Source organism: Streptomyces sp. NPDC101160 (assembly GCF_044768205.1).
Lineage (GTDB): Bacteria > Actinomycetota > Actinomycetes > Streptomycetales > Streptomycetaceae > Streptomyces.
This window is the reverse complement of sequence record NZ_JBIWPJ010000001.1, coordinates 75,168-101,782: the sequence shown is the minus strand read 5'-3', so window position 1 is coordinate 101,782 and position 26,615 is coordinate 75,168. Positions and strand designations below refer to the sequence as shown.

The 26,615-nt window shown below is 71.8% G+C and carries 28 protein-coding genes and 1 pseudogene; 18 read left to right on the top strand and 11 right to left on the bottom strand.

What is annotated here, in order from left to right:
* Positions 1-82: 82 nt before the first annotated feature.
* Positions 83-865 (top strand): SAM-dependent methyltransferase, encoded by a 783-nt coding sequence (locus ACIRSU_RS00555; protein ID WP_403787542.1) that lies wholly within the window; start codon positions 83-85, stop codon positions 863-865.
* Positions 866-973: 108 nt separating this feature from the next.
* On the opposite strand, the gene ACIRSU_RS00550 is transcribed toward ACIRSU_RS00555, so the two are convergent.
* The 3 genes from ACIRSU_RS00550 to ACIRSU_RS00540 are packed head-to-tail and all read right to left on the bottom strand — an operon-like array spanning position 974 to position 4,263.
* Positions 974-1,546: a hypothetical protein gene (locus ACIRSU_RS00550; RefSeq protein WP_403787539.1), complete on the bottom strand. Its 573-nt coding sequence runs from the start codon at positions 1,544-1,546 to the stop codon at positions 974-976.
* Entirely contained in the window at positions 1,546-3,786 is a 2,241-nt protein-coding gene (locus tag ACIRSU_RS00545; protein ID WP_403787536.1) for a DUF6571 family protein, read from the bottom strand. The genes ACIRSU_RS00550 and ACIRSU_RS00545 overlap by 1 nt, the downstream gene beginning before the upstream one ends.
* A 15-nt stretch (positions 3,787-3,801) precedes the next feature.
* Complete coding sequence (locus tag ACIRSU_RS00540) at positions 3,802-4,263, bottom strand: hypothetical protein (protein WP_403787533.1); 462 nt, start codon at positions 4,261-4,263, stop codon at positions 3,802-3,804.
* Positions 4,264-4,492: 229 nt separating this feature from the next.
* Between ACIRSU_RS00540 and recQ the strand changes: the two genes are divergently transcribed.
* Together recQ and ACIRSU_RS00530 are read left to right on the top strand one after the other, a co-directional pair.
* A complete protein-coding gene (gene recQ, locus ACIRSU_RS00535) occupies positions 4,493-6,535 on the top strand; it encodes a DNA helicase RecQ (protein ID WP_403787530.1) in 2,043 nt (680 codons plus the stop codon).
* Between the two features lie 137 nt (positions 6,536-6,672).
* Positions 6,673-7,125: a YbhB/YbcL family Raf kinase inhibitor-like protein gene (locus ACIRSU_RS00530; RefSeq protein ID WP_403787527.1), complete on the top strand. Its 453-nt coding sequence runs from the start codon at positions 6,673-6,675 to the stop codon at positions 7,123-7,125.
* Here the strand turns inward: ACIRSU_RS00530 and ACIRSU_RS00525 are convergent.
* The 4 genes from ACIRSU_RS00525 to ACIRSU_RS00510 form a co-directional block, all read right to left on the bottom strand.
* Entirely contained in the window at positions 7,116-8,231 is a 1,116-nt protein-coding gene (locus tag ACIRSU_RS00525) for a hypothetical protein (protein WP_403787524.1), read from the bottom strand. The genes ACIRSU_RS00530 and ACIRSU_RS00525 overlap by 10 nt on opposite strands.
* A gap of 3 nt (positions 8,232-8,234) precedes the next feature.
* Entirely contained in the window at positions 8,235-9,371 is a 1,137-nt protein-coding gene (locus ACIRSU_RS00520; RefSeq protein ID WP_403787521.1) for a CorA family divalent cation transporter, read from the bottom strand.
* 62 nt (positions 9,372-9,433) lie between these two features.
* The gene (locus ACIRSU_RS00515) at positions 9,434-9,916 is read right to left on the bottom strand and encodes a hypothetical protein (RefSeq protein WP_403787518.1); all 483 of its coding nucleotides are present in this window, start codon (positions 9,914-9,916) and stop codon (positions 9,434-9,436) included.
* A complete protein-coding gene (locus ACIRSU_RS00510; protein ID WP_403787515.1) occupies positions 9,913-10,419 on the bottom strand; it encodes an RNA polymerase sigma factor in 507 nt (168 codons plus the stop codon). Before ACIRSU_RS00510 ends, ACIRSU_RS00515 begins: the two co-directional genes overlap by 4 nt.
* A 171-nt stretch (positions 10,420-10,590) precedes the next feature.
* On the opposite strand from ACIRSU_RS00510, the gene ACIRSU_RS00505 reads away from it, so the two are divergent.
* Positions 10,591-11,103: a DUF3995 domain-containing protein gene (locus ACIRSU_RS00505; protein WP_403787512.1), complete on the top strand. Its 513-nt coding sequence runs from the start codon at positions 10,591-10,593 to the stop codon at positions 11,101-11,103.
* Between the two features lie 168 nt (positions 11,104-11,271).
* Here ACIRSU_RS00505 and ACIRSU_RS00500 read toward each other — a convergent pair whose 3' ends face one another.
* Positions 11,272-11,784: a PadR family transcriptional regulator gene (locus ACIRSU_RS00500; protein ID WP_403787509.1), complete on the bottom strand. Its 513-nt coding sequence runs from the start codon at positions 11,782-11,784 to the stop codon at positions 11,272-11,274.
* Between the two features lie 124 nt (positions 11,785-11,908).
* Here ACIRSU_RS00500 and ACIRSU_RS00495 point away from each other — a divergent pair, with 124 nt between their 5' ends.
* Positions 11,909-12,463 (top strand): hypothetical protein, encoded by a 555-nt coding sequence (locus ACIRSU_RS00495; protein WP_403787506.1) that lies wholly within the window; start codon positions 11,909-11,911, stop codon positions 12,461-12,463.
* On the top strand, positions 12,460-13,812 hold the full coding sequence (locus tag ACIRSU_RS00490; RefSeq protein WP_403787503.1) for a carotenoid oxygenase family protein: 1,353 nt from the start codon (positions 12,460-12,462) through the stop codon (positions 13,810-13,812). Before ACIRSU_RS00495 ends, ACIRSU_RS00490 begins: the two co-directional genes overlap by 4 nt.
* Before the next feature lie 40 nt (positions 13,813-13,852).
* Here the strand turns inward: ACIRSU_RS00490 and ACIRSU_RS00485 are convergent, their stop codons facing one another.
* A complete protein-coding gene (locus ACIRSU_RS00485) occupies positions 13,853-14,278 on the bottom strand; it encodes a MarR family winged helix-turn-helix transcriptional regulator (protein ID WP_403787500.1) in 426 nt (141 codons plus the stop codon).
* 128 nt (positions 14,279-14,406) lie between these two features.
* Here ACIRSU_RS00485 and ACIRSU_RS00480 point away from each other — a divergent pair, with 128 nt between their 5' ends.
* The 7 genes and pseudogenes from ACIRSU_RS00480 to ACIRSU_RS00450 form a co-directional block, all read left to right on the top strand.
* The gene (locus ACIRSU_RS00480) at positions 14,407-15,186 is read left to right on the top strand and encodes a crotonase/enoyl-CoA hydratase family protein (RefSeq protein ID WP_403787497.1); all 780 of its coding nucleotides are present in this window, start codon (positions 14,407-14,409) and stop codon (positions 15,184-15,186) included.
* Entirely contained in the window at positions 15,183-17,309 is a 2,127-nt protein-coding gene (locus ACIRSU_RS00475) for an acetoacetate--CoA ligase (RefSeq protein WP_403787494.1), read from the top strand. Before ACIRSU_RS00480 ends, ACIRSU_RS00475 begins: the two co-directional genes overlap by 4 nt.
* Positions 17,306-18,190: a 3-hydroxyacyl-CoA dehydrogenase NAD-binding domain-containing protein gene (locus tag ACIRSU_RS00470; protein WP_403787491.1), complete on the top strand. Its 885-nt coding sequence runs from the start codon at positions 17,306-17,308 to the stop codon at positions 18,188-18,190. The genes ACIRSU_RS00475 and ACIRSU_RS00470 overlap by 4 nt, the downstream gene beginning before the upstream one ends.
* Positions 18,191-18,198: 8 nt before the next feature.
* The gene (locus ACIRSU_RS00465) at positions 18,199-19,077 is read left to right on the top strand and encodes an amidohydrolase family protein (protein WP_403789358.1); all 879 of its coding nucleotides are present in this window, start codon (positions 18,199-18,201) and stop codon (positions 19,075-19,077) included.
* Positions 19,078-19,184: 107 nt separating this feature from the next.
* Positions 19,185-19,733 carry a CGNR zinc finger domain-containing protein gene (locus ACIRSU_RS00460; RefSeq protein ID WP_403787488.1) on the top strand — a complete coding sequence of 183 codons (549 nt, stop codon included), beginning with the start codon at positions 19,185-19,187 and terminating at the stop codon, positions 19,731-19,733.
* Between the two features lie 176 nt (positions 19,734-19,909).
* Positions 19,910-20,422: a peptide-methionine (S)-S-oxide reductase MsrA gene (msrA, locus tag ACIRSU_RS00455; protein WP_403787485.1), complete on the top strand. Its 513-nt coding sequence runs from the start codon at positions 19,910-19,912 to the stop codon at positions 20,420-20,422.
* A gap of 119 nt (positions 20,423-20,541) precedes the next feature.
* Positions 20,542-20,661 (top strand): annotated as a pseudogene (locus ACIRSU_RS00450) (GNAT family N-acetyltransferase); the annotation flags it as partial.
* A gap of 9 nt (positions 20,662-20,670) precedes the next feature.
* Here ACIRSU_RS00450 and ACIRSU_RS00445 read toward each other — a convergent pair.
* Together ACIRSU_RS00445 and ACIRSU_RS00440 are read right to left on the bottom strand one after the other, a co-directional pair.
* On the bottom strand, positions 20,671-21,285 hold the full coding sequence (locus ACIRSU_RS00445) for a GPP34 family phosphoprotein (protein WP_403787482.1): 615 nt from the start codon (positions 21,283-21,285) through the stop codon (positions 20,671-20,673).
* A 187-nt stretch (positions 21,286-21,472) separates the two neighbouring features.
* On the bottom strand, positions 21,473-22,033 hold the full coding sequence (locus ACIRSU_RS00440) for a hypothetical protein (RefSeq protein ID WP_403787479.1): 561 nt from the start codon (positions 22,031-22,033) through the stop codon (positions 21,473-21,475).
* Between the two features lie 255 nt (positions 22,034-22,288).
* Here ACIRSU_RS00440 and ACIRSU_RS00435 point away from each other — a divergent pair, with 255 nt between their 5' ends.
* The 5 genes from ACIRSU_RS00435 to ACIRSU_RS00415 all read left to right on the top strand — a co-directional run bounded on the left by ACIRSU_RS00435 (position 22,289) and on the right by ACIRSU_RS00415 (position 26,500).
* On the top strand, positions 22,289-23,029 hold the full coding sequence (locus tag ACIRSU_RS00435) for a class I SAM-dependent methyltransferase (RefSeq protein WP_403787476.1): 741 nt from the start codon (positions 22,289-22,291) through the stop codon (positions 23,027-23,029).
* 124 nt (positions 23,030-23,153) lie between these two features.
* Positions 23,154-23,615, top strand: a complete 462-nt coding sequence (locus tag ACIRSU_RS00430) for a pyridoxamine 5'-phosphate oxidase family protein (protein ID WP_403787473.1) — start codon at positions 23,154-23,156, stop codon at positions 23,613-23,615.
* Positions 23,616-23,938: 323 nt separating this feature from the next.
* Positions 23,939-24,196, top strand: coding sequence for a hypothetical protein (locus tag ACIRSU_RS00425; protein ID WP_403787470.1), 258 nt, complete (start codon positions 23,939-23,941; stop codon positions 24,194-24,196).
* Entirely contained in the window at positions 24,193-25,212 is a 1,020-nt protein-coding gene (locus tag ACIRSU_RS00420; protein ID WP_403787467.1) for a RimK family alpha-L-glutamate ligase, read from the top strand. The genes ACIRSU_RS00425 and ACIRSU_RS00420 overlap by 4 nt, the downstream gene beginning before the upstream one ends.
* 313 nt (positions 25,213-25,525) lie before the next feature.
* Positions 25,526-26,500, top strand: coding sequence for an alpha/beta hydrolase (locus tag ACIRSU_RS00415; RefSeq protein WP_403787464.1), 975 nt, complete (start codon positions 25,526-25,528; stop codon positions 26,498-26,500).
* Positions 26,501-26,615 lie beyond the last annotated feature (115 nt).

Here is a 26,615-nt window from a genome sequence, read left to right as displayed (position 1 = left end):
GACGCAGTGGCGGCGGTGAACGGCAGATGTCAAAGCGCCCTCTCACCAAGGGAGTTGTCGGCCCCTGCGATACGTTGAAGCCGTGACCGACATCGAATCGCGCATCGACACCTCCCGGCCGCACACCGCCCGGATCTGGAACTACTGGACCGGCGGCAAGGACAACTACCCCGTCGACCGGGAGGCCGGCGACCGGATCCGGGAGCTGCATCCCGGGATCGGGGAATACGCGAAGGCCGACCGGCTGTTCCTGGGGCGCGCGGTGCGGTACCTGGCGGAGCAGGAGGGCATCCGGCAGTTCCTGGACATCGGGACGGGGCTGCCGAGCGCCGACAACACGCACGAGGTCGCCCAGCGCGTCGCCCCCGACGCGCGTGTCGTGTACGTGGACAACGACCCGCTCGTCCTCGCGCACGCCCGTGCCCTGCTGGTCGGGACGCCCGAGGGCCGCACCGACTACCTGGACGCCGATCTGCGGGACGTCGACACGATCCTGGCCGCCGCGGCGAAGACGCTCGACTTCTCGCAGCCGGTGGCGCTGATGCTGCTCGGGGTCGTCATCTTCGTGGAGGACGACGAGGAGTCGTACGCCGTCGTCCGCCGGCTCCTGGACGCGCTCGCCCCAGGCAGCCATCTCGTCCTGTCCCACACGGTCACGCACCCCGACATGCCGGACGTCGACGCGGCGGTGGCGTTCTGGAACGAGCACGGCACGCCGAAGCTCACCCAGCGGACCCCCGAGGCGATCGCCCGCTACTTCGACGGCCTGGAGCTGCTCGAGCCCGGCGTGGTGTCCTGCTCCGCGTGGCGGCCGGAGACGCCGGCGCCGGACGTCGCGATGTACGCGGGCGTCGGCCGCAAGTAAGGGGCCGCCGGCCGCCCCGCCGAGCGGGACGCGCGCCGGCGCCGGTCCTACGCCTCGCAGCCGTACTGCTGCGACAGGCGCCGAGCGGGACGCGCGCCGGCGCCGGTCCTACGCCTCGCAGCCGTACTGCCGCGACAGGTTGTCCACCGCCTCCAGGACGATCTTGCGGGACGCCTCGGTCAGGGATTCGTCGTTCCAGTTCCGCGCCACGACGACGCCCGGGGCGACCTTCAGGACGACCGTCACGTACGGGGCGTCCGTCCGCATCTTCTGGGCGCAGCCGGCGGGCAGCTGGACCTCGCTCTGGCGGGGCCCCACCCAGCCGGAGCGGCCGCTGCCCGGCGGGACGGCGCCCGCCGCCGGCGCGTCGAGGACGTCGGTGGCCCGGACGTCGAGGGTGTACTGGGTGCGGTAGGCCGTGTCCTTGGCCGCCTTGCGTCCGACGAAGCAGATGGTGGAGAACACCGGGTCTCCCTTCGCCGCCTCCGGCTCGTGCTCGTCCACCGTCAGCTCGCCGCCCCTGCGGTCGTCGAGCCCGCCCGCGGTCTGCTCGGTGAGCATGCCCAGGCACAGGTTCTGCGCCCGCAGGTCCTCCAGTTTGCCGGGCCACAGCTGGACGGCGGCCACGACGGCCGCCGCGACCACCAGGACGGCGGGCAGCACGAGGTACTTCCTGTCCATCAGTAGCGCTCGCCCATCTTCATGTCGGCGTCCTTGATCCCGTTCTGGTACCACTGCTGGGCCGTCGGCTGCAGACCGTCCTCGTACTCGCCGGGGCTCGCGTCCAGCTCCGCCGTGGCGAGGCCGCGCTCCTTCGCCATCTGACGCAGCATGGCGTACATCTCGCGCTCGCCGTTGTCGTAGTGGTTGATCATGTTGTTGCGGGTCTCGGCGTCGACCTTGGCGTTCAGGCCGTTCATGTACTCGGCCGTCGCGACGTCGACCGAGCGCTGGATGGCGTCGCCCGCCACGGGGATGGCCGTCAGGGGCGTGCCGATGACGTGGTAGTTCATCATCTTGTTCCAGCCGTTGGCGTCCTTCTGCGCCTGGCCGAGGTCGTAGATCACGTCGCCGCGCACGCCGTCGAGGTGGCCGAGGACGGACGAGGACTGCTTGATCCAGGCCCGCAGCTCCGGGTCCTCCTTGCGGAAGGAGTCCGCCGGGAAGCGGTCCAGGCCGTCGGCGATGACGGCGGTCTGCGAGGCGTGGATGACGCCGAAGGCCTGGGGGTCCTCGGCGGTGGACCGGATGATCCGGGTCAGGGCACCGCGGTCGATGTCGAGGTGGTTGAAGTCGGTGGGCCCGTCCATGTTCTTGCCGAGGATCTGGTGCACGTCCGAGCCGTAGTCACCGATCATCTCGCCCATGGCCATGCGCATCGGGACGGGAACGGCGCTCTGGTTCTTCTTCGTCGCCTCGGCGTACTCGTCGAGCACCCGGTCGAGGATGGCGGTCTGCGCACCGTCGTGGTGGGTGCCCACCGGGTGCAGCGGGCTGCCCGGCTCGCGGCCCGTGGCGGCGGCGTCGACGGCGGCCGCGAACTCGGCACGCGCGGAGGTGCGTTGCAGGTCCTCGGGCATCTTGTCCTGGACGTCGCCGCCCGGCCAGTGCCGGTCCTCCATGAAGTACTTCAGGTTGTCGCCGGTGTTCGGGTCGAAGTAGTGGGTGGCGGCGGACGGGTTGCGGCTCATCGCGTTGAGGAGGCCCTTCATCGGGTCCTCCTGCGTGCCCTGCCAGTTCTTCATGACGCCGTCGTAGGCGTGCTTGTCGTGCGTCTCCCACTCGCGGATGGAGTCGCCGACCTTCGTCAGGAACGCCTGGCTGTAGACCGGGTCGCCCTTGTCCTTGCGGAACGGGCTGTCCTTGGGGTTCGTCGGGTCGTACGGGTTGTCGCCGGCGTCCGCGGCCATCAGCCGGGTGAGGGCGTTCAGGCCGGCCGCGCCGCCCTTCAGCTGTCCCGGGTGCTGGTCGGGCAGACCGTTGCCGTCGCGGGCCATGGCGACGAGCCGGTCCGTCCAGGCCGAGGTGACGCCACCCGGGGAGCCGATCGCCGAGTCCGGGCCGGTGGCCGTGGCGAGGGTGCCGGACAGGGCCTTGTAGAGGCGGGCGTCGGTCGCGGAGACCTGCCCGTCGCGGCCGCCGTGCTCCAGGCTGCCGGCCAGCAGCAGCACCGCCTCCTGGTCCTTGCGCCCGTTGTAGTCGAGGTTCGTCATCAGCTCGGCGGCGAACGCGGGCGAGTCCTTGCCGCCCTCGACGAGCGTGAGCAGCCGCGCGCGCTCCTTGTCGTCGAGGTAGTCCCAGCGCCCGTACAGTCTGGCCGCCTCGCGGCCGTTGGCGGTCTGCCGCTGCTCCTCCTCGCGCAGCTTCTTCGCCTCGGCGACACCCTCGATGTTCGTGCTGCCGAAATCGTTGGGGTGGTTCTTGATGAGCGCGCGCAGGCCCCAGGCGCACAGTTCGTCGGCCTCGGCCGCACGCTTCAGGATGCCTTCGAGCTTCTCCCTCAGCGCGTCGAACTGGGCCTCGGTGGCGACGGGTTCGGTGCTGTCGGCCGACCGCCGGTCGGGATGGACGCGGTGGCTCAGTACACCGTTCGGGTAGATCGTGATGCCCGGCGGCGGGTTGTCGTACGCGGCCTTGAGGTCGTCCTGCGCGGACTTGAGCAGGGTGTGCGCGTCCTGGAGGAGGTCGCGTACGGACTGGGCCTCGGTGACGGCGTCGCCGAACTCCTTGGCCGTCTTGGTGACGAACTCCTTCGTCACGGAGGCGTTCTCACCCCGCCAGGTCGACTTGTCGGCCTTCGTCTTCATGGCTGACGCTTCGGTCTGCAGCTGCGTCAGCTTGGCGATCATCTCGGTCCACTGGGTGGCGGCGGTGTCCATCGGGCCGAGCTTGGCGTTCAGGAGCTGCTCGAACGTGGGCATGGGTGGCTCGGCTCCTTAGCGGAAGTACTTGTCGATCTGAGAAGCGGACACGGCGCCGTCGGCGCCCGGCGCGACCGGGCCGACGATCCGCAGCTGCGCGGCGATCAGGTCGTCCTCAGCCCGGTTCGACTTCTTCGTGTAGTTCAGGTGGTTGGAGATGTGGGCGCAGGCCTGGAGCAGTGTCCTGACCTGCGTCTCCCACGTCTTGTTCACCTCGCTGAGGGCCGCACCGGAGTCGAAGCCGTCGCCCTTCAGGCTCGTGCCCGCGCTCTCGCTCGCCGTGCTCGCGTGCTTCCCGGCGGGTTCCAGCCCGCTGAAGAGGCCGTACGCGGCGTGCCCGATCTCGCCGAGATCGTCGTCCTCGATCACGTAGTCGGCCGACCCCTTCGCGGGCGACGAACCGCCCGTGCTGTCCGCCTGGTTCAGCCGCATGGCCACGGCCGCCTTCTCCGCGGCCCACTCTTCGTCGAACGACATCACGACACCCCCGTGCCTGATCGAAAAGGCTGTCCGCTGCGCCACGCTACCGGCGCCCCCGGGGGCCCGGCCCAGATCGTCGATCATGCGTACGGATTCTTTACGTGCGACGGGCGCCGGCTTTGCACATACGCCGGCGCGAAGCCGGACGGTCGCCGTCCGGCCGTCACGGGACCGCGACGGCCGGCCCGTGGTCCGGAATGTCAGTGCAGGCCACTAGCCTTTTCGTGTGGCACTCACCGACGCATCATCCGACCTCCCCCACCCGCCCTCCGAGACCCCCGAGGCTCCCGCGACCTCCGACGCGGTGGGCGTGCTGCGCCGTGTCTTCGGTTACGACTCCTTCCGGGGCGACCAGGAGGCGATCATCGAGCAGGTCGTCGCGGGCGGCGACGCGCTCGTCCTGATGCCGACCGGCGGAGGCAAATCGCTCTGCTACCAGATCCCGGCGCTGGTCAGAGAAGGCACGGGCGTCGTGATCTCGCCACTCATCGCGCTGATGCAGGACCAGGTGGACGCGCTCACCGCCCTCGGCGTGCGAGCGGGATTCCTGAACTCGACGCAGGATCCGTACGAGCGGCAGGCCGTCGAGCGGGCGTTTCTCGCCGACGAGCTCGACCTGCTCTACCTCGCTCCCGAGCGGCTGCGCACCGAGGGCTGCCGGCAGCTGCTCGACCGGGGCAAGGTGTCGCTCTTCGCGATCGACGAGGCGCACTGTGTGGCCCAGTGGGGCCACGACTTCCGGCCCGACTACCTGACCCTCTCGATGCTGCACGAGCGCTGGCCGAAGGTGCCGCGGATCGCGCTGACCGCCACGGCGACCGAGGCCACGCACGCGGAGATCGCGGCGCGACTGGGCCTGGAGGACGCCCGGCACTTCGTGGCCGACTTCGACCGGCCGAACATCCAGTACCGCATCGTCCCCAAGAACAACCCGCTCAAGCAGCTCCTGGAGCTGATCAGGACCGAGCACGCCGGGGACGCCGGAGTCGTCTACTGCCTGTCCCGCTCCTCGGTGGAGAAGACGGCGGCCTTCCTCGTGGAGCAGGGCATCGACGCCGTGCCGTACCACGCCGGCATGGACGCCGCCACGCGGGCGGCGAACCAGGCGCGCTTCCTGCGGGAGGACGGGGTCGTGGTCGTCGCCACGATCGCCTTCGGCATGGGCATCGACAAGCCGGACGTGCGCTTCGTCGCCCATCTCGACCTGCCGAAGTCGGTCGAGGGCTACTACCAGGAGACCGGCCGAGCGGGGCGTGACGGCGAACCGGCGACCGCCTGGCTCGCTTACGGCCTGCAGGACGTCGTCCAGCAGCGCAAGCTCATCGACGGCTCCGAGGGCGACGAGACGCACCGCCGCTCCCTGGCCGCGCACCTGGACGCCATGCTCGCGCTCTGCGAGACCGTCGAGTGCCGGCGCGTACGGCTCCTCGCGTACTTCGGCCAGTCGGGCAAGCCGTGCGGCAACTGCGACACGTGCCTGACGCCCGCCGAGTCCTGGGACGGTACGGTCGCGGCGCAGAAGCTGCTGTCCACCGTGTGGCGGCTCGCCAGGGAACGGCGCCAGAAGTTCGGCGCCGGCCAGATCATCGACATCCTGCAGGGCAAGAAGACGGCCAAGGTCGTCCAGTTCCAGCACGACGGTCTGTCGGTGTTCGGCGTCGGGGCGGACCTGGGCACGGCGGAGTGGCGGGGCGTCGTGCGCCAGCTCCTCGCACTGGGCCTGCTCGCGGTCGAGGGCGACTACGGGACGCTCGTGCTCACGGAGGCCAGCGGCGAGGTGCTCGCGGGGCGCCGCGGCGTCCCGATGCGCAAGGAGCAGAAGCCGGCCGCACCGTCCCGCAAGGACTCGGGCTCGGGTACGGGCTCGCGCTCCGCGAAGGGCGCCCGGGTGCCGGTCGACCTGACCCCGACGGCCGTCCCGGTCTTCGAGGCCCTCCGCGCCTGGCGGGCCGCGACCGCCCGCGAGCAGGGAGTCCCGGCCTACGTCGTCTTCCACGACGCGACGCTGCGCGAGATCGCGACGCTGCTGCCCGGCACGGTGGCGGAGCTGGGCACGGTCGGCGGCGTCGGCGAGGCCAAACTCGCCAAGTACGGCGAGGGCGTCCTCGCCGCCCTGGCGCCGTTCGCCGGAGGCCGGCCCGCCGCGCCGACGGCGCCGGACGTCCGCCCGGGGCAGCGGGGCGACCACCCGGAGCCGCCGGACGACGAGCCGCCCTTCGACCCGGAGGAGCCGGAGGAGATCGACCCGCCCTGGGACGACTGGCAGTAAGGACGCGCCAAGCCCCGCGCGGCGGCCGGATCCGAGCGGGGCCGCCCGGTACGGCCTCGCCCGACCGGTTCGGCCGAACGGCGGGGATAGCGGTGCAGACCGGTGGCGGCGACCTCGTCGCGGGTATGGCGGCGCGCATGAGCGGAATTCACATCAGCAGCAGTGCCTTCGACGACCACACGGTGATCCCGCGCCGCTACAGCGGCGAGGGCGAGAACGTCTCACCGCCCCTGAGCTGGTCCGGGGTGCCCCACGAGGCCACGGAGCTGGTGCTCCTGTGCGAGGACCCGGACGCGCCGGGGACGACGTTCGTGCACTGGCTGGTCACCGGGATCGACCCGGGGACCACCGGAGTGGTGGAGGGGCAGAAGCCCCAGGGCGGCCTGCCGTGGCCCAACGGTTTCGGGCAGGTGGGCTGGGGCGGCCCGATGCCCCCACCGGGCCACGGACCGCACCGCTACTTCTTCCGCCTGTACGCCCTGTCGGAGCCACTTCCGCTGCACGGCCACCCCGGCGCCGAGGACGTGCACCGCGCCCTGAAGGGCAGGGAACTGGCGTCCGGCGCCCTGGTCGGCACGTATCAGCGCTGAGTGGAGTGGCGGCCACCCCCGTCGGCGTACCGCAGCAGCGCGCCGACCTGCTCGTACAGCCGCAGCTCGGCCTCCGGTACGACGACGAGCTCGGCGCCCGTGCCGACGAGGGCCCGCACGAGCGCCTCGTCGGCGCGCTCCTCGCGCGGGGCGCGCACGCCGAAGGACAGGAGCTCCGCCTCGGTCAGGGCGAGCTGGGTCGGCCGGGAGCCCACCCAGAGCCGGGCCGAGGGCGGGGACCCGGGCGGCCGGTTCAGCAGGAGCGCCGCGACCTGCCCCCGCTGGAGGGCGGCGACCGTGGCGGCGAGCCCCTCCGCCACGGGCCCGTCGACGGCACGCCGGTGGACGAACAGATCGACGATCTCCCGGTCGTGCGCGGCCATGTGGCCGCGGAAGACCCGGTCGAGCTGGGGTTCCAGCAGGGCGCGTCCGGTGTCGGTCGGCGTGGGGCCGCCGACCCGTACGACCCGGTCCCGCAGGGTGCGGGGCAGACGGCGGACCAGCACGTTGCAGGCCCACTCGTTCCCACCCACGACGACGGCGTCGGCGTGCGCCCGCCGCGCCCAGGCGTCCAGCTGGTGGCCGAGCCGTGCGGAGGCGCGGTGCCAGATCGTCACGGGAACCCTGCGGAGCAGGCGCTCACCCGGGGTGACGGTGGACGCGGGCCAGCTGCCGGCCTCCGCCTCCAGCGTCACCCAGCCGTGGGTCTCGGCGGTCGGGAGGCCGCCGTAGTGGACGACCACGGCCAGGTACGGGATCTCCGGCACGTGCTGGGCGACCAGGGGCATCGCGTCCGGCAGCGTGCCGTAGCGGGCGGAGTCGTGCTCGGGCGGGCTCGGCAGCTCCCCGTCGAGGACGAGTGTGCCGTGGGCGGCGAAGACGGCCTGCCCGTGCACGCCCGGCACCTCCGCGTCGGCGCCGACCACCGCCTCCAGCCTATTCAGCAGCGCCGCGTCCGCGCCCTGCCGGGACAGGCTCTCGCGCAGCCGTCGCCAGCGCAGCGCGATCGCCCGCTCGGGGTGGTCGCCGTCCCGCGAGGTGTTCATGTACACGGAGACGTACGGCCCCGGCTCCGCGTAGAGGCTCTCGAGAAAAGCCAGCCTCATCGCTCATCGCCTCTCCTTGTCGATCGTCGCCCCACTTCCGATGATGCTCCCGGCCGGCGGCCGGGCGTGGCGCCGGCGGCGGAGCCACAGGAACAGGGCCAGGCACGGGAGCAGCAGTCCGACGGCGGTGACCACGACGAAGGCCGTGAGACTGTCGATGTGGGCAATCAGCCAGGAGAAGTTCTGGCCGAAGAAACCGACCACGAACGACAGCGGCAGGAACACGGTCGCGAGGATGGTGAGCTGCTCCATCGTCGCGCTCTGGCGGAGGTTGATCTTGTTCTGCTCGACGGAGACCACCGCGATGTTCGCCTCCAGGACGGTGGCGAGGAGGTCACGCTGCGCCGCCACCTCCTCGTTCACCAGGAGCAGGTGGTCGTGCACGTTGTGGAGGTACGGCAGCAGCTCGGGCGGAGCCTTGCCGGGCTGCAGCTGGCGGGCGAGCACGGAGAGGAGCGGGTGCACGGCGCGGTAGAAGTCCGTGGCCTCGCGGCGCAGGAAATAGATCCGCTCGGTGGGCGCGACCTCGCCCGAGAACACCGTGCCCTCGATCTGTTCGATGTCCCGGTCGAGTTCCGCCACGACGGGGGCGTAGCTGTCCACGACCTGGTCGAGGATGGCCCACAGCGTGGACGCGCTGCCGGCGCGCAGCAGCTCGGGGCGGCCTTCGAGCCGGGCGCGGGCGCCGTGCAGCTCGCTGGCGATGCCCTGACGCACGGTGATCACGAAGTTCTGGGCGAGGAAGACGCTGATCTCTCCCGTGTCGATCTCCTCGCGGTCGTCGTCGTAACGCGCCGTACGCAGGACGATCAGCTCGGTGCCGTCCTCGTACCGTTCGGCCTTCGGCCGCAGGTGGAACGTCTGGGCGTCCTCGACGGCGAGCTCGTGCAGCCCGAAACTCCGGCGCACCTCGCTCATCTCCGGCTCCCCGGGCTCGAAGAGCCCCAGCCAGACGAAACCACCCTCTTCGCGGCACGCGGCCGCCTGCTCGAGCGGCATGGGGCCCTGCTGCTGGCGGCGCCCGTCGCGGTAGTGCGCGCAGTCGACGATCATGGCGTTCCTCCTCGCGTCCGCCACCGTGCGCCGCGCGTCGCCGCCGCGGGCGGCATGGCTCGCGCCGCGAATGTGTCCTACTGCCATGGTTGCCGACGTGGTGCTGCTCGTCGCCCCTGCCAGCGAGCAGCACCTGGAGCGGCTTCGGGCTACTCCTCGTCGAGGAGGGCGGCGAACCGCGCGACGGGGTTCCCGGTGAACGGGCGCAGCGCGGGGGCGAGGAGGCGCGCGCCGGGGAAGCGCAGGCCGCCGAGGAAGGCGAAGCGGGTCGTACGGTCGGTCTCCGGGCGGGCCGCCATGCCGCCGAGGACGAGGCGGCTCTGCATCAGGCACCAGCCGGGTGCGAGGTCGATGGCGAAGGTCGCGCGGAGCCGGGTGTGGCCGTGGATCCGGGCCCGGAGCGGAGCACCGGCCGACTCGGGGGTGTCGAGACGGACCGTGCGGACATCGGGGATCCACAGCGGCATCGTACGTTCGAGGTCCTGGGCGAGCGACCAGACCCGTTCGAACGGCGCGTCGAGGACGGCCTCGCCGATCCGCAACGCTCCGGGCGCGCTCGCGGCGATCACGTGCAGCCGGCGCACCGGGTCGAAGCCGGCGACGGGCCACTGCGGCATCGGGGTCTCGGTCACTGCTGCCACGCCTTTCGGAAGCTGAGTCGGGCCCGGGAGAGCCGGGACTTGACCGTCCCGGGCGCGACCTCGAGCAGGGCCGCCGTCTGCCGTTCGTCCAGCCCCTCCACGTCGCGCAGGAGCAGTACGGCGCGGTGCTGCGGCGAGAGCCGGGACAGCACGTCGCGGATGTCCGCGGCCAGTTGGGGGTCGCCGGGGGCGGGGAGTTCGCCGAGCTCGGCCGGCTGCGAGCGCGCCGAGCGGGTGGCGTACCGCACCGCCTCCCGTACGGCGATGGCCCGGACCCAGCCGAACAGCGCGTCGGGATCCTTGAGCTGCCGCAGCTTGCGGAAGACCGCGATGAGCGCCTCCTGGGTCGCGTCCGCGCCGTCGTCCAAGGCGATCGGGCCGCAGAGCCGGCGGACGTACGGGGTGATCAGGTCCAGCAGCCGGCCGACCGCGAGTTGGTCGCCGCCCTGGGCGGCCCGGACCAGCTCGGCCAGGCCGGGCGGTGGCTCCTGCATGGTGCGTTCTCCGTCGATAGGTGACAGGGGTCCGTGGAGGGAGGCGCCGGGACGGCGAAAGGTTCCCCGCGACTTCCGCGCGGCCGCAGTGTTCCTCGTCACAGGAACGGATCGGCGGGCGGGGTGCTCCTTCGGGTGTCCAAGCGTCCTGACACCCCGTGAGGTGACGACATGAAGCCGGTGAAGTCGGCGAAGACCCGCAGCAAGGCCGCCGCGATCGGCGCGGTGCTGGCGGCGGACGGCCTGATCCACCTGTACTGGGCCACCGGGCGGACCTGGCCGGTGCACAGCACGCCCCGGCTCTCGCAGCTGGTGCTCAACACCCAGGTGCCGTTCACCCCGCAGGGGCTGGTCCCGCTCGCGGCACTGCTCTTCTCCGGCGCGACGCTGGTGCTCGCTCGGGGCGGCCGGCTGCCGGCCCTGGCCCGCCGGCTGCCCGCCGCGCTGCCGCGTTGGGGGAGCCGGGCGGTGGCGGCCGGACTGCTGGCCCGTGGCGCGGTCGGCCTGGTCTGGGTGACGGGGGCCTGGGCGGATCCCGCCGACACGTTCTACTGGCTCAACCTGCTGCTCTACACGCCGCTGTGCCTGCTGCTCGGCCGGGCGGCCTGGCAGGTGTCGACGGCGGGCGCGGCGGCGGGCACGGAGGCCGGTGGGGCGAGGAAGGCGCGGCCCGCGCGGGCCTGAGCGTCAGCGGGCGGGCCGCCGCTGCCGTTCCTCGCTCGCCGAGGCGGAGGCCCGGACCGGTACGCGGTCCGGGCCCCCACCCTGCTGGGCCTCCACCCTGCTGGGCCTCCGCCCTGCTGGGCCTCCGCCCTGCTGGGCCTCCGCCCTGCTGGGCCTCCGCCCGCGGTGTCAGCGCAACTGCCCCGCGGCCCACTGCGCCCACTCCCGGCGCATCGCGTTGAACCGGAGCCCGTATTCCAGGGCGATCCGGCCGTGCACCGACAGCGGGTCGTCGCCCCAGTCGATCGAGGCCTCCAGCCGGCGCAGGTTCTCGTACTCCTGCTCGGACAGCTCCTCAAGCCCGGTCAGGTAGTCCCGAGCCTGCTCAGGGGTGAGCACTCCCAGGAAGAACACCCGCAGCAGGATGTCGCTGCGGGTGTTGCGCTGCGGCTTGGTCTCGGTCAGCCAGTGCCGCAGCTCGGTCAGCCCCTCGTCGGTGAGGGTGTACTCCTTGCGGCCCCGCGGGCCCTCGGCCGATACGTCGATCAGCCCGGCCGCCGCCAGCTTGGACAGCTCCGAGTACATCTGGCTCTGGGTGGCGGGCCACACGTTGGCCAGTGAGGTCTCGAAGCGCTTCAGCAGGTCGTAGCCGCTGGCGGGGCGCTCTGACAGGAGTCCGAGAAGGGCGTGTCGAAGGCTCATGACTCCCACTCTACATTCCACTCTTGACATGTCAGTTGTGGAAGGTCTACTTTCGCCATGTCGCAACAGGAACATGAGTCCGGCGGACCAACCGACGGACCGACCAACCGACCGGGGGATTTCGATGTCGTACCTGCGCAGCTTCCTGCCGTGGATCGTCTTCGCGGTGATTCCGTCCGCCCAGTGGCAGTGGGGCGCGCTGGCCGCGCTGGTCGCTGCGGTGGCGATCATCGTCCAGCAGCGCCGCGAGGGCGCCGGCTTCGACGCGCTGATCATCGAGATCGGCTCCGCGGCCTTCTTCGCGGTCCTGGCCGGTATCGCCTTCGCCGACCCCGGCTCCGGCGTGCACGGCTACTCGGCCGCCCTCTCCTCGGGCGTCCTGGCCCTGATCGCCGGAGTCTCGCTGCTCATCCGCAAGCCCTTCACCATGGGCATAGCCAAGCGCAGCACGCCCCGCGAGGTGTGGGGCCTGCGGCCCTTCGTACGGGCCAACACCGTCATCACCGGCGTCTGGGCGGGGGCCTTCGCGCTGACGGCCGCCGGCCTCGCGCTGCTCGCCCACGCCGGCCAGGGCCACTCCACCGCGGCCACGCTCGTCCAGGCGGCCGGCTTCGTCCTCCCGATGCTCTTCACCAGCCGCTACGTCGCCGCCACGCAGGCCAAGGCGGGCGCCCGATGAGCACCGACGCCCAGACGCCCGGCACCGCCACCGCCAGTCCCGCCGGCGCCACGCCTCGCCATCTGACGGGCAACTACGCACCGGTCGCCGAGGAGCTGACCGCGCACGACCTGCCCGTCACCGGCCGGATCCCCGACGCCCTGTCCGGCTGGTACCTGCGCAACGGCCCCAATCCCGCCGACGCCGCCTCCGGCCACTGGTTCTTCGGAGACGGCATGGTCCACGGCGTCCGCCTGGAGGGCGGCCGGGCCGTCGCCTACCGCAACCGCTGGGTGCGCACCACGCGCCTGACCGACGGTGCCCGGATGTACGACGCGCAGGGCCGCCGCGACCTCGCCGCCGGGCCGGCCAACACCCACGTGATCCGGCACGCAGGCCGCACCCTCGCCCTCGTCGAGACGGCCCTGCCCTACGAACTCGCCCCGGACCTCGGCACCGTCGGCCCGTACGACTTCGGCGGCCGGCTGACCACCGCGATGACCGCGCACCCCAAGGCCTGCCCGGTCACCGGAGAGCTGCACTTCTTCGGCTACGGCATCCTGGCCGCCCCCTACCTCACCTACCACCGGGCCGACGCCTCCGGCGAACTGACCGTGAGCCGGCCCGTCGAGGTGCCCGGGCCGACGATGATGCACGACTTCGGCCTCACCGCCGGACACGTCGTCTTCATGGACCTGCCGGTGGTCTTCGACCCCGCCCTGCTCGGTGCCGGCATGCCCTACCGCTGGGACGACGCCTACGGGGCACGGCTGGGCCTGCTGCGCCGGGACGATCCGCACGGCCGGGTCCGCTGGTTCGGCGTCGAACCCTGCTACGTGTTCCACGTCCTCAACGCGTACGACGCACCGGACGGGACGGTCGTCGTGCACGTCATGCGCTACCCGGAGCTGTGGCGGCGCGACCGTGCCGGGGCCGTGAGCGGCAGCCGGGAGGCCGTGCTCTGGAAGTGGACCCTCGACCCGGCCACCGGGACCGTCCGCGAGGAGCAGTGCGACGACCGGCCGGGCGAGTTCCCCCGTGTCGACGACCGACTGACCGGCCGCCAGGCCGACTTCGGGCACATGACCAGCGCCAACTCACTGCTCCGGTACGACCTGCGGACCGGAGCCGCGACGGCCCACGACTTCGGGCCGGGCCGCACGCCCGGCGAGGCGGTGTTCGCCCCGGCCGACGGGACCGCCGGCGGGCCGGGCTGGCTGGTGACGTACGTCCACGACGCCGCCGACGACCGCAGCGACCTGGTCGTCCTCGACGCGGCCGACCTCGCCGCCGACCCGGTCGCCGTCGTCCACCTGCCGGCCCGGGTCCCGTACGGGTTCCACGGCAGCTGGCTGCCGGACGGGCCATGAAGGGCCAGGGCCTGTCGGGCGGATCGGGGTCGGGCAGAGGCTAGGCGAGCGCCGCGCGGGCGCGGTTGAGGAGGTCGCGGAAGACCGCGCGCTCGTCGGCCGAGAAGTCCCGCAGCATCTCGTCCTCCAGCTCCTGGACGGCCGTCGCGTGCAGGGCCAGCAGGTCGCGGCCGGCGCCGGTGAGGCTGATGACGTGGCGGCGCCGGCTCGCCGGGTCGGGGGACCGGGTGATGAGACCGCGCCGCTCCAGCGCGCCGACCAGGTCGGACATGGACTGGGGCGTGACGAAGGAGTTGCGGGCGAGCTCGGCCCCGGACATGCCGTCCCGGCGCTCGAGCACGGTCAGCGCCGTGTACTGCAGAGCGGTGACGCCCGAGGGCTTGAGCAGTTCGTCGAGCCGCGCGCGGGTGGCCAGTTCGACCTGCTTCACCGAGTACAGCAGAGACGGCGGAGCGACGTCCTTCACATGCTCTCCCCAGGAACCTTCCGAATCCCCATCGTCAGGAATCCTGTCGAAAATTCTAACTCAACCCCTTGCCCGGCGGCGGCGCATCCTCCGATACTCAGGATTCCTGATGATTGAGGAGCCTTCCCTTGAGCACGCTTTCCATCGACCGACGCGACGGAGTGGCGGTCCTGACGCTCTGCCGCCCGGCCAAGCGCAATGCCCTCGACGACGCCACTGTGCTGAGCATCGAGGAGTTCTTCCGGAAGCCGGGCCCCGACGTGCGGGCCGTCGTCCTCGACGCCGAGGGCGACCACTTCTCCGCCGGACTCGACCTCGGCGAGCTGACCGAGCGGACCACCGAACAGGCCCTGGAACACTCGCTCATGTGGCACCGCGTCTTCGACACGATCGAGGGCGGACGGGTCCCCGTGGTGGCCGCGCTGAAGGGCGCGGTCATCGGCGGCGGCCTGGAGCTGGCGGCCTCCGCGCACATCCGCGTGGCCGATCAGTCCACGTTCTACGCGCTGCCGGAAGGGCAGCGCGGGATCTTCGTCGGCGGCGGTGGCTCGGTCCGGATCCCGCGGCTGATCGGCGCGCACCGGATGGCGGACATGATGCTCACCGGCCGCGTCCTGGACGCGGCCGAGGGCCAGGCCGCCGGCCTCTCTCAGTACCTCACCGACGAGGGCGGGGCACGCGCCAAGGCCCTCGAACTCGCCGGCCGGATCGCCGCCAACGCCCCGCTGACCAACTTCGCCGTCCTCCAGGCCCTCCCCAGGATCGCCGAGGCCTCGCCGGCCGGCGGCCTCCTGCTCGAATCCCTCATGTCGGCCGTCGCGGCCGGCAGCGACGACGCCCAGGAGCGGATGCGGGCGTTCCTGGACGGCCGCGCCGCGAAGGTCACCACCGGAAAGGCCGCCCGGTGAACGAGATCCTCAGCACCCCCGGCCCCACCGTCAGGGCGGACTCGGAGATCGGCCGCTACCTCGGCTGGCTGGAATCGGAGCGACAGCTGCGCTTTCCCGACTACGACAGTCTCTGGCAGTGGTCCGTCACCGATCTGGCCGGCTTCTGGTCGTCGGTCTGGGAGTTCTTCGACGTCCGGCCGCACACCCCGCCCACGGCCACCCTGGGCCGCAAGTCCATGCCGGACACCGAGTGGTTCCCCGGCGCGACCCTCAACTACGCCGAGCACGCGCTCGGACGCGAGGGGTCCGCCGACGACGCGGACGCCGTCGCGGTCGTCGCCCACTCCCAGACCAGGGCACCGCTGGAGCTGACCTTCGGCGAGCTCCGCGACCAGGTGGCCCGCGCCCGCGCCGGGCTCCTCCGCCTCGGCGTCGGCAAGGGCGACCGGGTCGTCGCGTACCTGCCGAACATCCCCGAGACCCTGGTGGCCTTCCTCGCCACCGCGAGCATCGGTGCCGTCTGGGCGGCCTGCGCACCCGAGTTCGGCTCCCGCAGCGTGGTCGACCGGTTCGCCCAGCTCGAACCGAAGGTGCTGCTCACCGTCGCCGGCTATCGCTACGGGGACCGCGACATCGACCGCCGTACGGAGGTGGCGGAGATCGCCGCCCGGCTCCCCACCGTGGAACGGATCGTCCACGTCCCGTACGGGGAGAGCACCCTGCCCGACACCCTGGGCTGGACCGAGCTGCTCGCCGTACCGGAGCGACCAGACCGGCCGGAGGGGTCGGTGGAAGCGACGGAACCCGCGGAACTCGCCTTCGAGCCCGTGCCGTTCGACCACCCGCTCTTCGTGCTCTTCTCCTCCGGGACCACCGGCATTCCCAAGGCGATCGTGCACCGGCACGGCGGCATCCTCCTGGAGCACCTCAAGAACAACGCGCTCAGCTGGGACCTGAAGCCGGGCGACCGGATGCTCTGGTTCAGCACGACCGCCTGGATGCTGTGGAACACCCTGGTGTCCGCGCTCCTTGTCCGCGCGTCCATCGTCATGATCGACGGCAATCCGGTCCACCCCGACCTGCGGGAGCAATGGCGGATCGCCGCCGACACCGGGGCGACGCTGATGGGCGTGAGCCCCGGCTATCTGATGGCCTGCCGCAAGGCCGGGATCCGGCCCGCCGATGAGTTCGACCTCTCGCGGCTGCGGCAGCTCGGCGCGGCGGGCAGCCCGCTCGCCGCCGACGGATTCCGCTGGGTGGCCGAGCAGTTCGGGGAGCGGGTGCTCCTCAACGTCGGCTGCGGAGGCACCGACGTGTGCACCGGCATCCTCCAGGGCGGCCCGCTGCAGACCGTGCGCGCCGGGGAGATATCCGGCCCCTGCCTCGGGGTCGCCGCGTACGCCTACGACAGCAAGGGCGAGCGCGTGGTCGGCGAACTGGGCGAGCTGGTGATCACCGAGCCGATGCCGTCGATGCCCGTCGGCTTCTGGGGCGACACCGACGGCTCCCGCTACCGGGCCGCGTACTTCGAGGAGTATCCGGGCGTGTGGCGGCACGGCGACTGGGTACGGTTCGCGCCCGAGGGCCACTGCATCGTCGCCGGACGCTCCGACGCCACCCTCAACCGCGGCGGGGTCCGGCTCGGCACCGCGGAGTTCTACGCGGTCGTCGAGGACCTCCCCGAGGTCGACGACAGCCTCGTCGTCCACATCGAGGACCCCGAAGGCGGCAACGGAGAACTGCTGCTCTTCGTCGCCGGACCGGTGGAGCTGGACGACGCCCTGCGCACGAGCATCGCCCGCGCGCTGCGGTCGGCGCTGTCGCCGCGGCACGTGCCGGACGTCATCGAGCGAGTGCCCGCCGTCCCGCGCAACCGGACCGGCAAGAAACTGGAGGTGCCGGTCAAGAGGATCCTCCTCGGCGCCCGACCCGAGTCCGTGGCCAGCACCGACGTCCTGGCCGACCCGCGCTCCCTGGACCCCTTCGTCGCGTTCGCCGCCGGAAGACGAGCCGCCGAAGGACGAGCCGCCGAGAACGGGGCCGACACCGGGCCCGGCACCGGGGCCGGCACCGGGACCCTCCCCGGGGGCGGCGCCGGTGCCGGCACAGGGGCCGGCACCGGGCACGGGAGCGCGTCATGAGAGTCGCCGTCGTCGGTACCGGGGTCATCGGTGCGTCCTGGACGACCCTCTTCCTGGAGTACGGGCACGAGGTCGTCGCGACCGACCCCGCGCCCGGCGCGGAGGCCCGGCTCCGGGCGGCGGTCCCCGCCCACCAGGAGCGGCTGTCCTTCACCACGGACCTCGCCGAGGCGGTCGCGGACGCCGGCTTCGTCCAGGAGAACGGCCCGGAACGCCCCGAGCTGAAGGACGAGGTCTTCGCCGTACTCGACGCCGCCGCCCCACCGGGGACCGTCCTGGCGAGCAGCTCCTCCGGACTGCTGCCGTCGCGGATCCAGCGCGCCTGCGCCGCCCATCCCGAACGGGTCCTCGTCGGGCATCCGTTCAACCCGCCCCACCTCATCCCGCTGGTCGAGGTCGTGCCGGGCGAGCGGACCTCCGCGGTGGCCGTCGAGGAGGCCATGGCCTTCTACCGGGACCTCGGACGCCGCCCCATCCGGCTGCGCCAGGAGCTCCCGGGCCACGTCGCGAACCGGCTCCAGGCGGCGCTGTGGCGCGAGGCGTACTCCCTGGTCGAGCGGGGCGCGGCGAGCGTCGCCGACATCGACGCCGCCATCGCCCACGGTCCCGGGCTGCGCTGGGCGCTGCTCGGGCCCTTCCTCAACCAGCACCTGTCGGGCGGCCCCGGCGGCATCGCCCACGTCCTGGAGCACCTCGGCCCGCCCATGGAGGAATGGTGGGCCGACCTCGGCGCACCACGTCTCACGCCCGAACTGACGCGCGCGATCAGCCAGGGCGTGGCCGACGAGCTGGCCGGCACGCCGGAGGCCGACCTGGTCGCCGCACGCGACACCCTCCTGAACCTCCTCCTCGACGCGAAGAAGAGGACCGAACACCTGTGAGCACCCCGATGAACCCCGCCGCCCTCACCGACCCCGCCGACCTCACCGCGATCGACTTCCACGTCCACGTGGAGCAGGACGCCCACGGCCACCTCGCGCTCGACGCCGAGCTGATGGACGCCTCCGCCGCGTACTTCAGGGCCGGCCAGGACCGCACCCCGACCGTCGAGACGATCGCCGCGCACTACCGCGAGCGCCGGATGGCCGCCGTGATCTTCACGGTGGACGCCTCCACGGGCCTGGGCCACCCCGCCCTGTCCAGCGAGGAGATCGCCGACGCCGCGGCCGCCCACCCCGACGTCCTCATCCCGTTCGGCTCGGTCGACCCGCACCGCCCGGACGCCGTCGCCCGGGCCCGCGCGCTCGTCCTCGACCACGGCGTCCGCGGCTTCAAGTTCCACCCCAGCCTCCAGGCGTTCGCACCGAACGCCCCCGAGCACTACCCGCTCTACGAGGCGCTCCAGGAGCTGGGCGTCCCCGCCCTGTTCCACACCGGGCAGTCCGGCATCGGCGCGGGCCTGCCCGGCGGACGCGGCATCAAGCTGCGCTACTCCGACCCGATGCTCCTGGACGACGTCGCCGCCGACTTCCCCGGCCTGACGATCGTCCTGGCACACCCGTCGGTGCCCTGGCAGGACGAGGCGATCTCCATCGCCACGCACAAGGCCAACGTCTACATCGACCTGTCGGGCTGGTCCCCGAAGTACTTTCCGCCGCAGCTCGTGAAGGCGGCCGGTTCCTTCCTCCGGCACAAGGTGCTGTTCGGCTCCGACTTCCCCGTCGTCACGCCCGACCGCTGGCTGGCCGACTTCGGCGCCCTCGACATCAAGCCGGAGGTCCGCCCGCTGATCCTCAAGGAGAACGCCGTCCGAGTCCTCGGCCTCTGACGCGGGCCGGGGAGCCGGGAAGCGGGGGAGTCGGGGCCGTGGTGGCAGGGGGAGTCCGGGGAGGCGGCGTGTTTGCAATGCATGTTGTCACTGGTCAGTATGGTTACGTGAATCACGCATTTCCCTGTGGGACGCTCTGCCTGGATTTCGTCGGCACGCTGCGGGCACGGCGCAACGCTGCCCCGCTGGAGAAGCTGGCCACGCCCGGGCTCCTCGACGACTGGTTCATGGAGTCGGAGATGCTGGACCTGCCGCCCGGCGCGAGCGAGGCGGAGGTGGTGATCGCCGTGCAGTTGCGCGAGGCGATCTACGACCTGGTGGCCGCCCGGCTCGACGGCCGTGCCCTGCCGGCGGAGTCGGTGGCGGAGGTGAACCTGCACGCCTCCGGTCTGCCGGTGACGCTGCGGCTGACGCCCGACGGGGTCATGCGGTCGGGGTCGGTCGCCCAGGGGCTCGCCGCGCTGGCCCGTGAGACGGTGCAGCTGGTGGGCGGGGACGAGGCCGCGCTGCTGCGGGAGTGCGCCCGTCCGGAGTGCACGCAGGTCTATCTCGACCGCTCGCGTGGGCACCGCCGTGAGTGGTGTGCGATGCGGACGTGTGGCAACCGGGTCAAGGCGGCCAACTACCGGGCGCGCCGGCACGCCGCCCAGGGCTGACTGCCCGGCCCCGGAACCAGCCAGGACAGCCTTCGTCACCTGTTTGACCGGTGATGGAGGCTGTGCCAGTCTGGAGGGGTGTCGCGTCCTTCGGTGAGGTGGCACGCCCAGGCAGACCGGTCGGCCTCGCGAGACCGACCCGAGTGACGCGATGTACGAGAGGGCGGTGACGGGCGATGGCCGGCGACGAGGAACGGGCCGTACTGGCAGGCGGCTGCTTCTGGGGCATGCAGGAACTCATCCGCAAGCAGCCGGGTGTGCTGGCGACGCGGGTCGGGTACAGCGGTGGCGAACTGGCACACCCGACGTACCGCCGCCACGACGGGCACGCGGAGTCCGTCGAGATCGTCTTCGACCCGAAGGCGACCGACTACCGGGCTCTCCTGGAGTTCTTCTTCCAGATCCACGACCCGACCACGAAGGACCGGCAGGGCAACGACATCGGGGACAGCTACCGCTCCGCCGTCTTCTACCTGAACGACGAGCAGCGGCGCGTCGCCGAGGACACCATCGCCGACGTCGAGGCCTCGGGCCTCTGGCCGGGACCGGTGGTCACCGAGGTCACCCCGGCGGGCCCGTTCTGGGAGGCCGAGCCCGAGCACCAGGACTATCTCCAGCGCTACCCGGACGGCTACACCTGCCACTTCCCGCGCGCCGGCTGGCGACTGCCCCGGCGGGACGAGTCCTAAGCTGTCCCCGTGCCCCGGCATGTCACACGACTCACCGGGGCAACGGGGCGCGGGGCGCGGCGTGGCGGCGCCAGGCGCAGGCCCGCACGAGGCCGCGGACGTCCTGCACGGACCTCAACTCCCGCGCCACCGGCCTCACTCACGCCACCCCGCACGCGACCGTCGCCGGAGCACCCCTCCACCCGCGCGTCGGATTCCGGCCGAACTCGCCCCTGCACTTCTTCGCCCTCAAGGGCTGACGGGCCCGGTCAGCCGGGGGCGCGCCACACGTTGTCGAAGGCCGCCTGCTCGACGGTCCGCCGCTGCCGTACGCCCTCCAGCTCCAGCAGCGCGTCGCCGACGGCGGCCAGCACAAGCGTCACCGAGCCGTCGAGAGCCTCGACACGATCCGGTTCCGGCGCCTGCTCGGCGCGCAGACCCAGCTCCTCGGCGAGACTTACGAGCACCGGGTCGCCGGACGACCACAGTTCCGCCGCCCGGCGGCGGGCCGGCGAATCCTCCCGGACCTGCACACCGTCCGCGAGCGGGAGCCCGCGACGCCGCCGCCGGGTGAGCGCGCCCTCCGCCTCCAGAGCCGTGAGATACGCCTCGGCCAGCCCATCGCCTCTGCGCCACAGCCAGTCACCGACCGTCTCGTACGGCTCCTCCCGGCGCAGCGAGGCGAGCGCCCGCGCCAGGAGGTCATCGGACGGGACGGGATCCCCGACGGGCACGACGAGTTCCGCCCGCAACGCGACCGCGTCGGCCCCCAGCAGGTCGACGAGCTCCGCCCCGGCCAGTGCGAGCGACAGCTCGCCCAGACGCACCTCCCGGCCGGGCTTCCCGTCCAGGACGACCATGAGAAGGTCGCGTGCTGTCGTCATGAAGCCCTCACATCCATGCGCAGGCGAGCGGACAGATACGTGTCCCACCTTACGGCCGAGAGCGGCGGTCAGCCCGCCGCGTGCTCGCGGGCCGTCTCGACCGCCTTGCGCACCGGGCTCCGGTACGCGGGCCCGTGACCGGGCAGGCCGGCGTGTGCGCGTGGTGCGACCGAGCCGCGCGTGCGCGTCAGGCGGACTCGGCAAGCGCGTACATCACGGACCGCTGCTGCTTGTGACGCCGGATGCGCCCCTTGGCCACGAGCGACTCCAGGGTGTTGCGCACGACCTGCGGGGTGGGGTCGCGGTCCGGGTGCTTCTCCATCAGTTCGTCCCGCAGTTCCTTCGCCAGGCGCGGCTCCTCATGACCGGCGAGCAGGGACATCAGGATGTCTCCGAGCAGCGGCTGCCGCGACTTCCCCTTCGCGGCCGGCCGCGCGGCCTTTGCTGTTCGTGCCTTTCGTGCCGTCGGCCGCGAAGGGGTACGGGAGGTGGCCGAAGCGGATGCCCGGCGCGACGTCGTCCCGGTGGACGCGGCCTCTTCCTGGGGCTGCTCGGTCAAAGTCGAGGCTTCCGCCAGACCCTCGTACCGTTCGGCGAGCTTGAGGATGTCGACAAGGAGGGCTTCCTCCTGCTTCAGCAACCTGACCTTCTCGGCCAGCTCCTGCTGACGTCGACGGTTCGCTTCCAGATCCGACCTGGCCTGATCGACGAGCCGCGCTCGGAACGCGGGGGCCGGCTTGCTGGTCACAACCATTCACTCCCTAGCAATGCATGACGTTGCGCATGGTACCCACGCCGAAGCCTCCCCACAGAGAGCCCTTGAGGCGGCGTGACGCCTCCTTCCGTACAACACGCGTCAAGGAAAGCAGGCGTCCCGTCGGCACACGCCCTCCGTGGCGAGCCATGGCGGCCTCCTTCGGAGGGGGTTGGCCGGACCAAGGCAGGGCCGGCCAGTGCCGTAATCGTGTTGACCGCCGCCGGTTGGCAGTGCTGGAGTCGGCACGTGGACAGCATCCCCGCCAACCGGCGGCTCTGGAACCGGATCAGCAGCGCCTACCAGCACGCGCACGACCCGCGAATCGGTGCCGAACCCCGGCTGTGGGGCATGTACTCCATCCCCGACGCGCACCTGCACGCCCTGGGCGACGTCACCGGCAAGCGCGTCCTCGAACTCGGCTGCGGCGCCGGCCAGTGGTCCAGGGCGCTGGCCGCCGAGGGCGCCCACGCGGTCGGGATCGACCTGTCCGAAGCCCAACTCACGGCAGCGGCCCGCGCGATGGGAGCGGCCCGTTACCCGCTGGTGCAAGGCGCCGCCGAACAACTCCCCTTCGCCGCCGACAGCTTCGACCTGGTGTTCTGCGACTTCGGTGGGCTCAGCTGGGCACCACCGCACCTGGCCGTCCCGCAGGCAGCACGCGTCCTGCGCCCAGGCGGGCGTCTGGTGTTCAACGTCGCCAGCCCATGGTTCGAAGCCTGCTACGACGAAGCCGCCAGCCGCGTGACCACGACGCTGCAGCGGGACTACTTCGGGCTGAACACCATCGCCGAAGGCGACGGCGCGACCAGCTATCAACTCACCTACGGCGGCTGGGTCAGGGTCCTGCGAGGCGCGGGTCTCATCATCGACGACCTCATCGAGCCGCGGCCCGAACCGGGAACACCCAACGGCTACAACGAAACCGACCCGCCCGACTGGGCACACCGCTGGCCGGCGGAACTGCTCTGGGTGACCCACAAACCGTAATCCGCCGCGCCGAGATGGCCCGCGGAGCGAGCCGGGCGACCGGAGCGGGAGCGACGGTCCGCCTCCGGGCTTAGGACCTGCGCCCCATGTGCGCCGTGAACCCCGCTGGCTAGGGTCGGCATCCATGCACACCACGGAGATCAATCGCCGCAACTCGGCGGAGCGACGGCGCGACACCCTCGAACGTCTCGACTCGGAGCGCGACATATGGGTGTCGACGGCGCATCCCGAGCACGGCCCGCATCAGGTGCCGCTGTGGTTTCTGTGGGACGGACAGGCGGTTTGGATGTGTACCAGCGCGAAATCCGCGACCGCGCGCAACGTGCGCACGGAACCGCGTGTGCGGCTGGCGCTGCCGGATACCGTCGACGTGGTGCTGCTGCAAGGAGAGGCGACGTGCTTTTCCGCGCGGGAAGTGCCGCAGGACGCCGCAGATGCGTTCGCAGGAAAGTTCGGCTGGGATCCGCGTACGGAAGAGACCCCCTTCGTGTACCTGCGCGTGACGCCGCAGACAGTGCGCGCCTGGCGCGGAGTGCCGGAACTGCGAGGCAGGGTCGTGATGCGCGACGGTGTGTGGCTGGGGTAGCACGGCGTGGTTTCGCGCCGGCCGGTGACGGGCTCGTCCGCCACCGGCCGGCGCACGGTGGGGAGGCCCCGTCTCCCTGAGCGTCCCGTCGGCCGGCCGCAGCCCGGCGGTTCACCCCGATCGCTGCGAGGAACCGTTCGCCGTGGCTGGCCACCGCCGACTTCGAGACGCAGGACCTGATGCAGGACAGTCGGGTTCGACGCCCAGCGGGCTGATCCGCGGTCGCATCCCGACATGCAGCCGTATCCCGATGGTGGTTTCGTGGAAGGGAGCGCATGCCTCCCCCGATCCCTCACGTCTCTACCGATTCCGAGGTGGGCAGGATGCCTGACTTCAAGCTCGGAGACTCCCTGGACGGCTACGACGACGACGTCGTGAGGATGCCGCCGCCGGTCGTGTTCCGTGCCCAGCCCGACAGTTACGTGGTACTCAAGACACCCGAGCAGCTCCGGGCCTGGGAGCAGTCGGTCCGTCAGACGACCGGACTGGAGATCGTCGCCGACAACCTGGCGGGCGTGGCGTCCGAGACCGGCTGCTCGTACGGCGAGGCCAGCCACAGCGACGACTGCGGTCTGGCGTGATCCTTTCCGTTTCGGTCCACGAGGACCTCCACGCGCTGGCCGTCCAGCACGCGGTACGGCGTCGGGGCCGGGAGTTCCACATCGTGGAGAGCGACGGCATCGGCGGCCGGCGGGCCTTGTCCTGGCGCTCCGACGGCGCGTTCGGCTCGGCCACGGTGATGACGGCGGACGGTGCCCGTGTGGCGCTCGAGGAGGCCCGGGTGCTGTGGTGGCGGCGGCCGAGAGCGGACCAGACCGTCGCCGCCGGGGCGACGAGCGCCCACGAGCGCAGCCTGGTCAACAACGACTGCCGGGGCGCCCTGGGCGGCATTCTCGCCGCCTCCTTCCATGGGCAGTGGATATCGCCGGCCGACGCCACCGACCGCGCCGCCGACAAGGTCTACCAGCTCGCGGTCGCCCGTGACGCCGGCTTCCGCGTGCCCCGTACCCTGGTCTCGCAGTCACGCGACGAGGTCGTCGCCTTCACCCGCGAAGTCGGCCGGACCATCGTCAAGCCCGTGGTCGGCGCGCGAGGGCCGTCGCTGTGGACCCGGCGCATCGACTCTCCGGAGACCTTCCCCGCGTCCTCGTTCGAGGTCTGCCCCGCCACCTACCAGGAGTACATCGAGGGTCGCCGCCACATACGCCTGAACTGTTTCGGCGAGCAGATGTACGCGGCGCTCATCGAGACACACGAACTGGACTGGCGTCCCGACCTCGACGTTCCCATCCGCCCGTGGCGCGTACCCCACACCCTCCACCGTCAGGTGACGACGGTCCTGCGGCGCCTCGGTCTGCGCATGGGCATCATCGACCTGAAGCTGACCCCGCAGGGGGAACCGGTGTGGCTGGAGGTCAACCCGCAGGGTCAGTTCCTGTTCCTGGAACCCCTCACGGGCGAGCCCTTGACCGAACACTTCGCGGACTTCCTGACGTCAGCGGAGGAGGCGGAGGAGGGGGAGGAGGTGCCGTCCGCGGACTCTGAGCGTCGCGACGATCTGGATGCCGTTACGGGAACCACCGGGACTGGACGGTGATCGAGGAGTGGGCCGACGGCCTCGCGGGCCGGTTCGCCTTCCGCCGGAGGTGCGCCATGTCCATTCACGAGGCGGCACTCATCGGGGGAGCCGCTTTGTGCTGCGACTAGGGCTTGCTGAGGTCAGAGCCCCCGTCGGGCCGCACTCCGGGGTCTCCCGTTCTCGGCTCGCGCATTCTTCCGCTCCCCAGGCCGCACCTCAGAGCGAGTGTCGCGATCACCTCGAAGAGAGTCGTTCGCGGCACTCGGCCTGGATGCGGACCCTCCGTAGCGTCGATGAGGCAAGCGACCGGCTTTCGAGGAAAGGACCAGCGATGACCGACCTTCCAGCCCCGACCACGCCCTACCTGGAGCCCGAGGCCAAGAAGCTCGCCGACGATACCGACCCACACCCGCGGATCTACGAGCTTCCGCCCGAGGAGGGGCGCAAGATCCTCAGCGACCTGCAGAGCGGCGAGGGCGTCGAGCGCCCGGACGTCGACGAGGAGTGGGTCGATGTCGACGCCGGCCAGTGGGGCACCGTCCGCACCCGCATCATCAAGCCCAAGGGCGCCACGGGCCCGCTGCCCGTGGTCTTCTACATCCACGGCGCCGGGTGGGTCTTCGGCGACGACAAGACCCACGACCGCCTCTTCCGCGAGCTCACCGTCGGGGCCGGTGCCGCCGGCGTCTTCCCTGTCTACGACTGGGCGCCCGAGAAGGGGTACCCCACGCAGGTCGAGCAGAATTACGCCGTCGGCCAGTGGCTGCAGGAGAACGGCGCCGGCCGCGGCCTCGACACCTCCCGCGTCGCCGTCGCCGGCGAGTCGGTCGGCGGATGCATGTCCGCGGTCTTCGCGCAGATGAACAAGGACCGAGGCGGGCTCGCGCTCAAGGCGCAGATCCTGCTCTACCCCGTGACCGGGCCGGACTTCGACACGCAGTCCTACCACCAGTTCGCGGAGCACTACTACCTCACGCGCGACGGGATGAAGTGGTTCTGGGACGCGTACACGACCGACGAGACCAAGCGCGAGGAGAAGTACGCCTCGCCGCTGCGGGCGACCCTCGAGGACCTCAAGGGGCTGCCGCCCGCCCTCGTCATCACGGCGGAGGCGGACGTCCTGCGGGACGGGGGCGAGCTCTACGCCAACAAGCTCCGTGAGGCCGGCGTCGAGGTGACGGCCGTCCGCGTCAGCGGGACCGTCCACGACTTCATGCTGTTGGACATTCTGCGGGACACCCCGGCCACCAACGTCGCACGGAAGCTGTCCGTCGACGCGCTGCGCGAGGCTCTCCACCAGGAGTGACCGCAGCCAGGATTACGGGCGGCAGACCCGGCAGGGTCTGCCGCCCATCGCCGCGCCGACCACGGACTTCGAGAAGACACGATGAGCCCGACCGCGCCTCCACGCCCCCCACTCC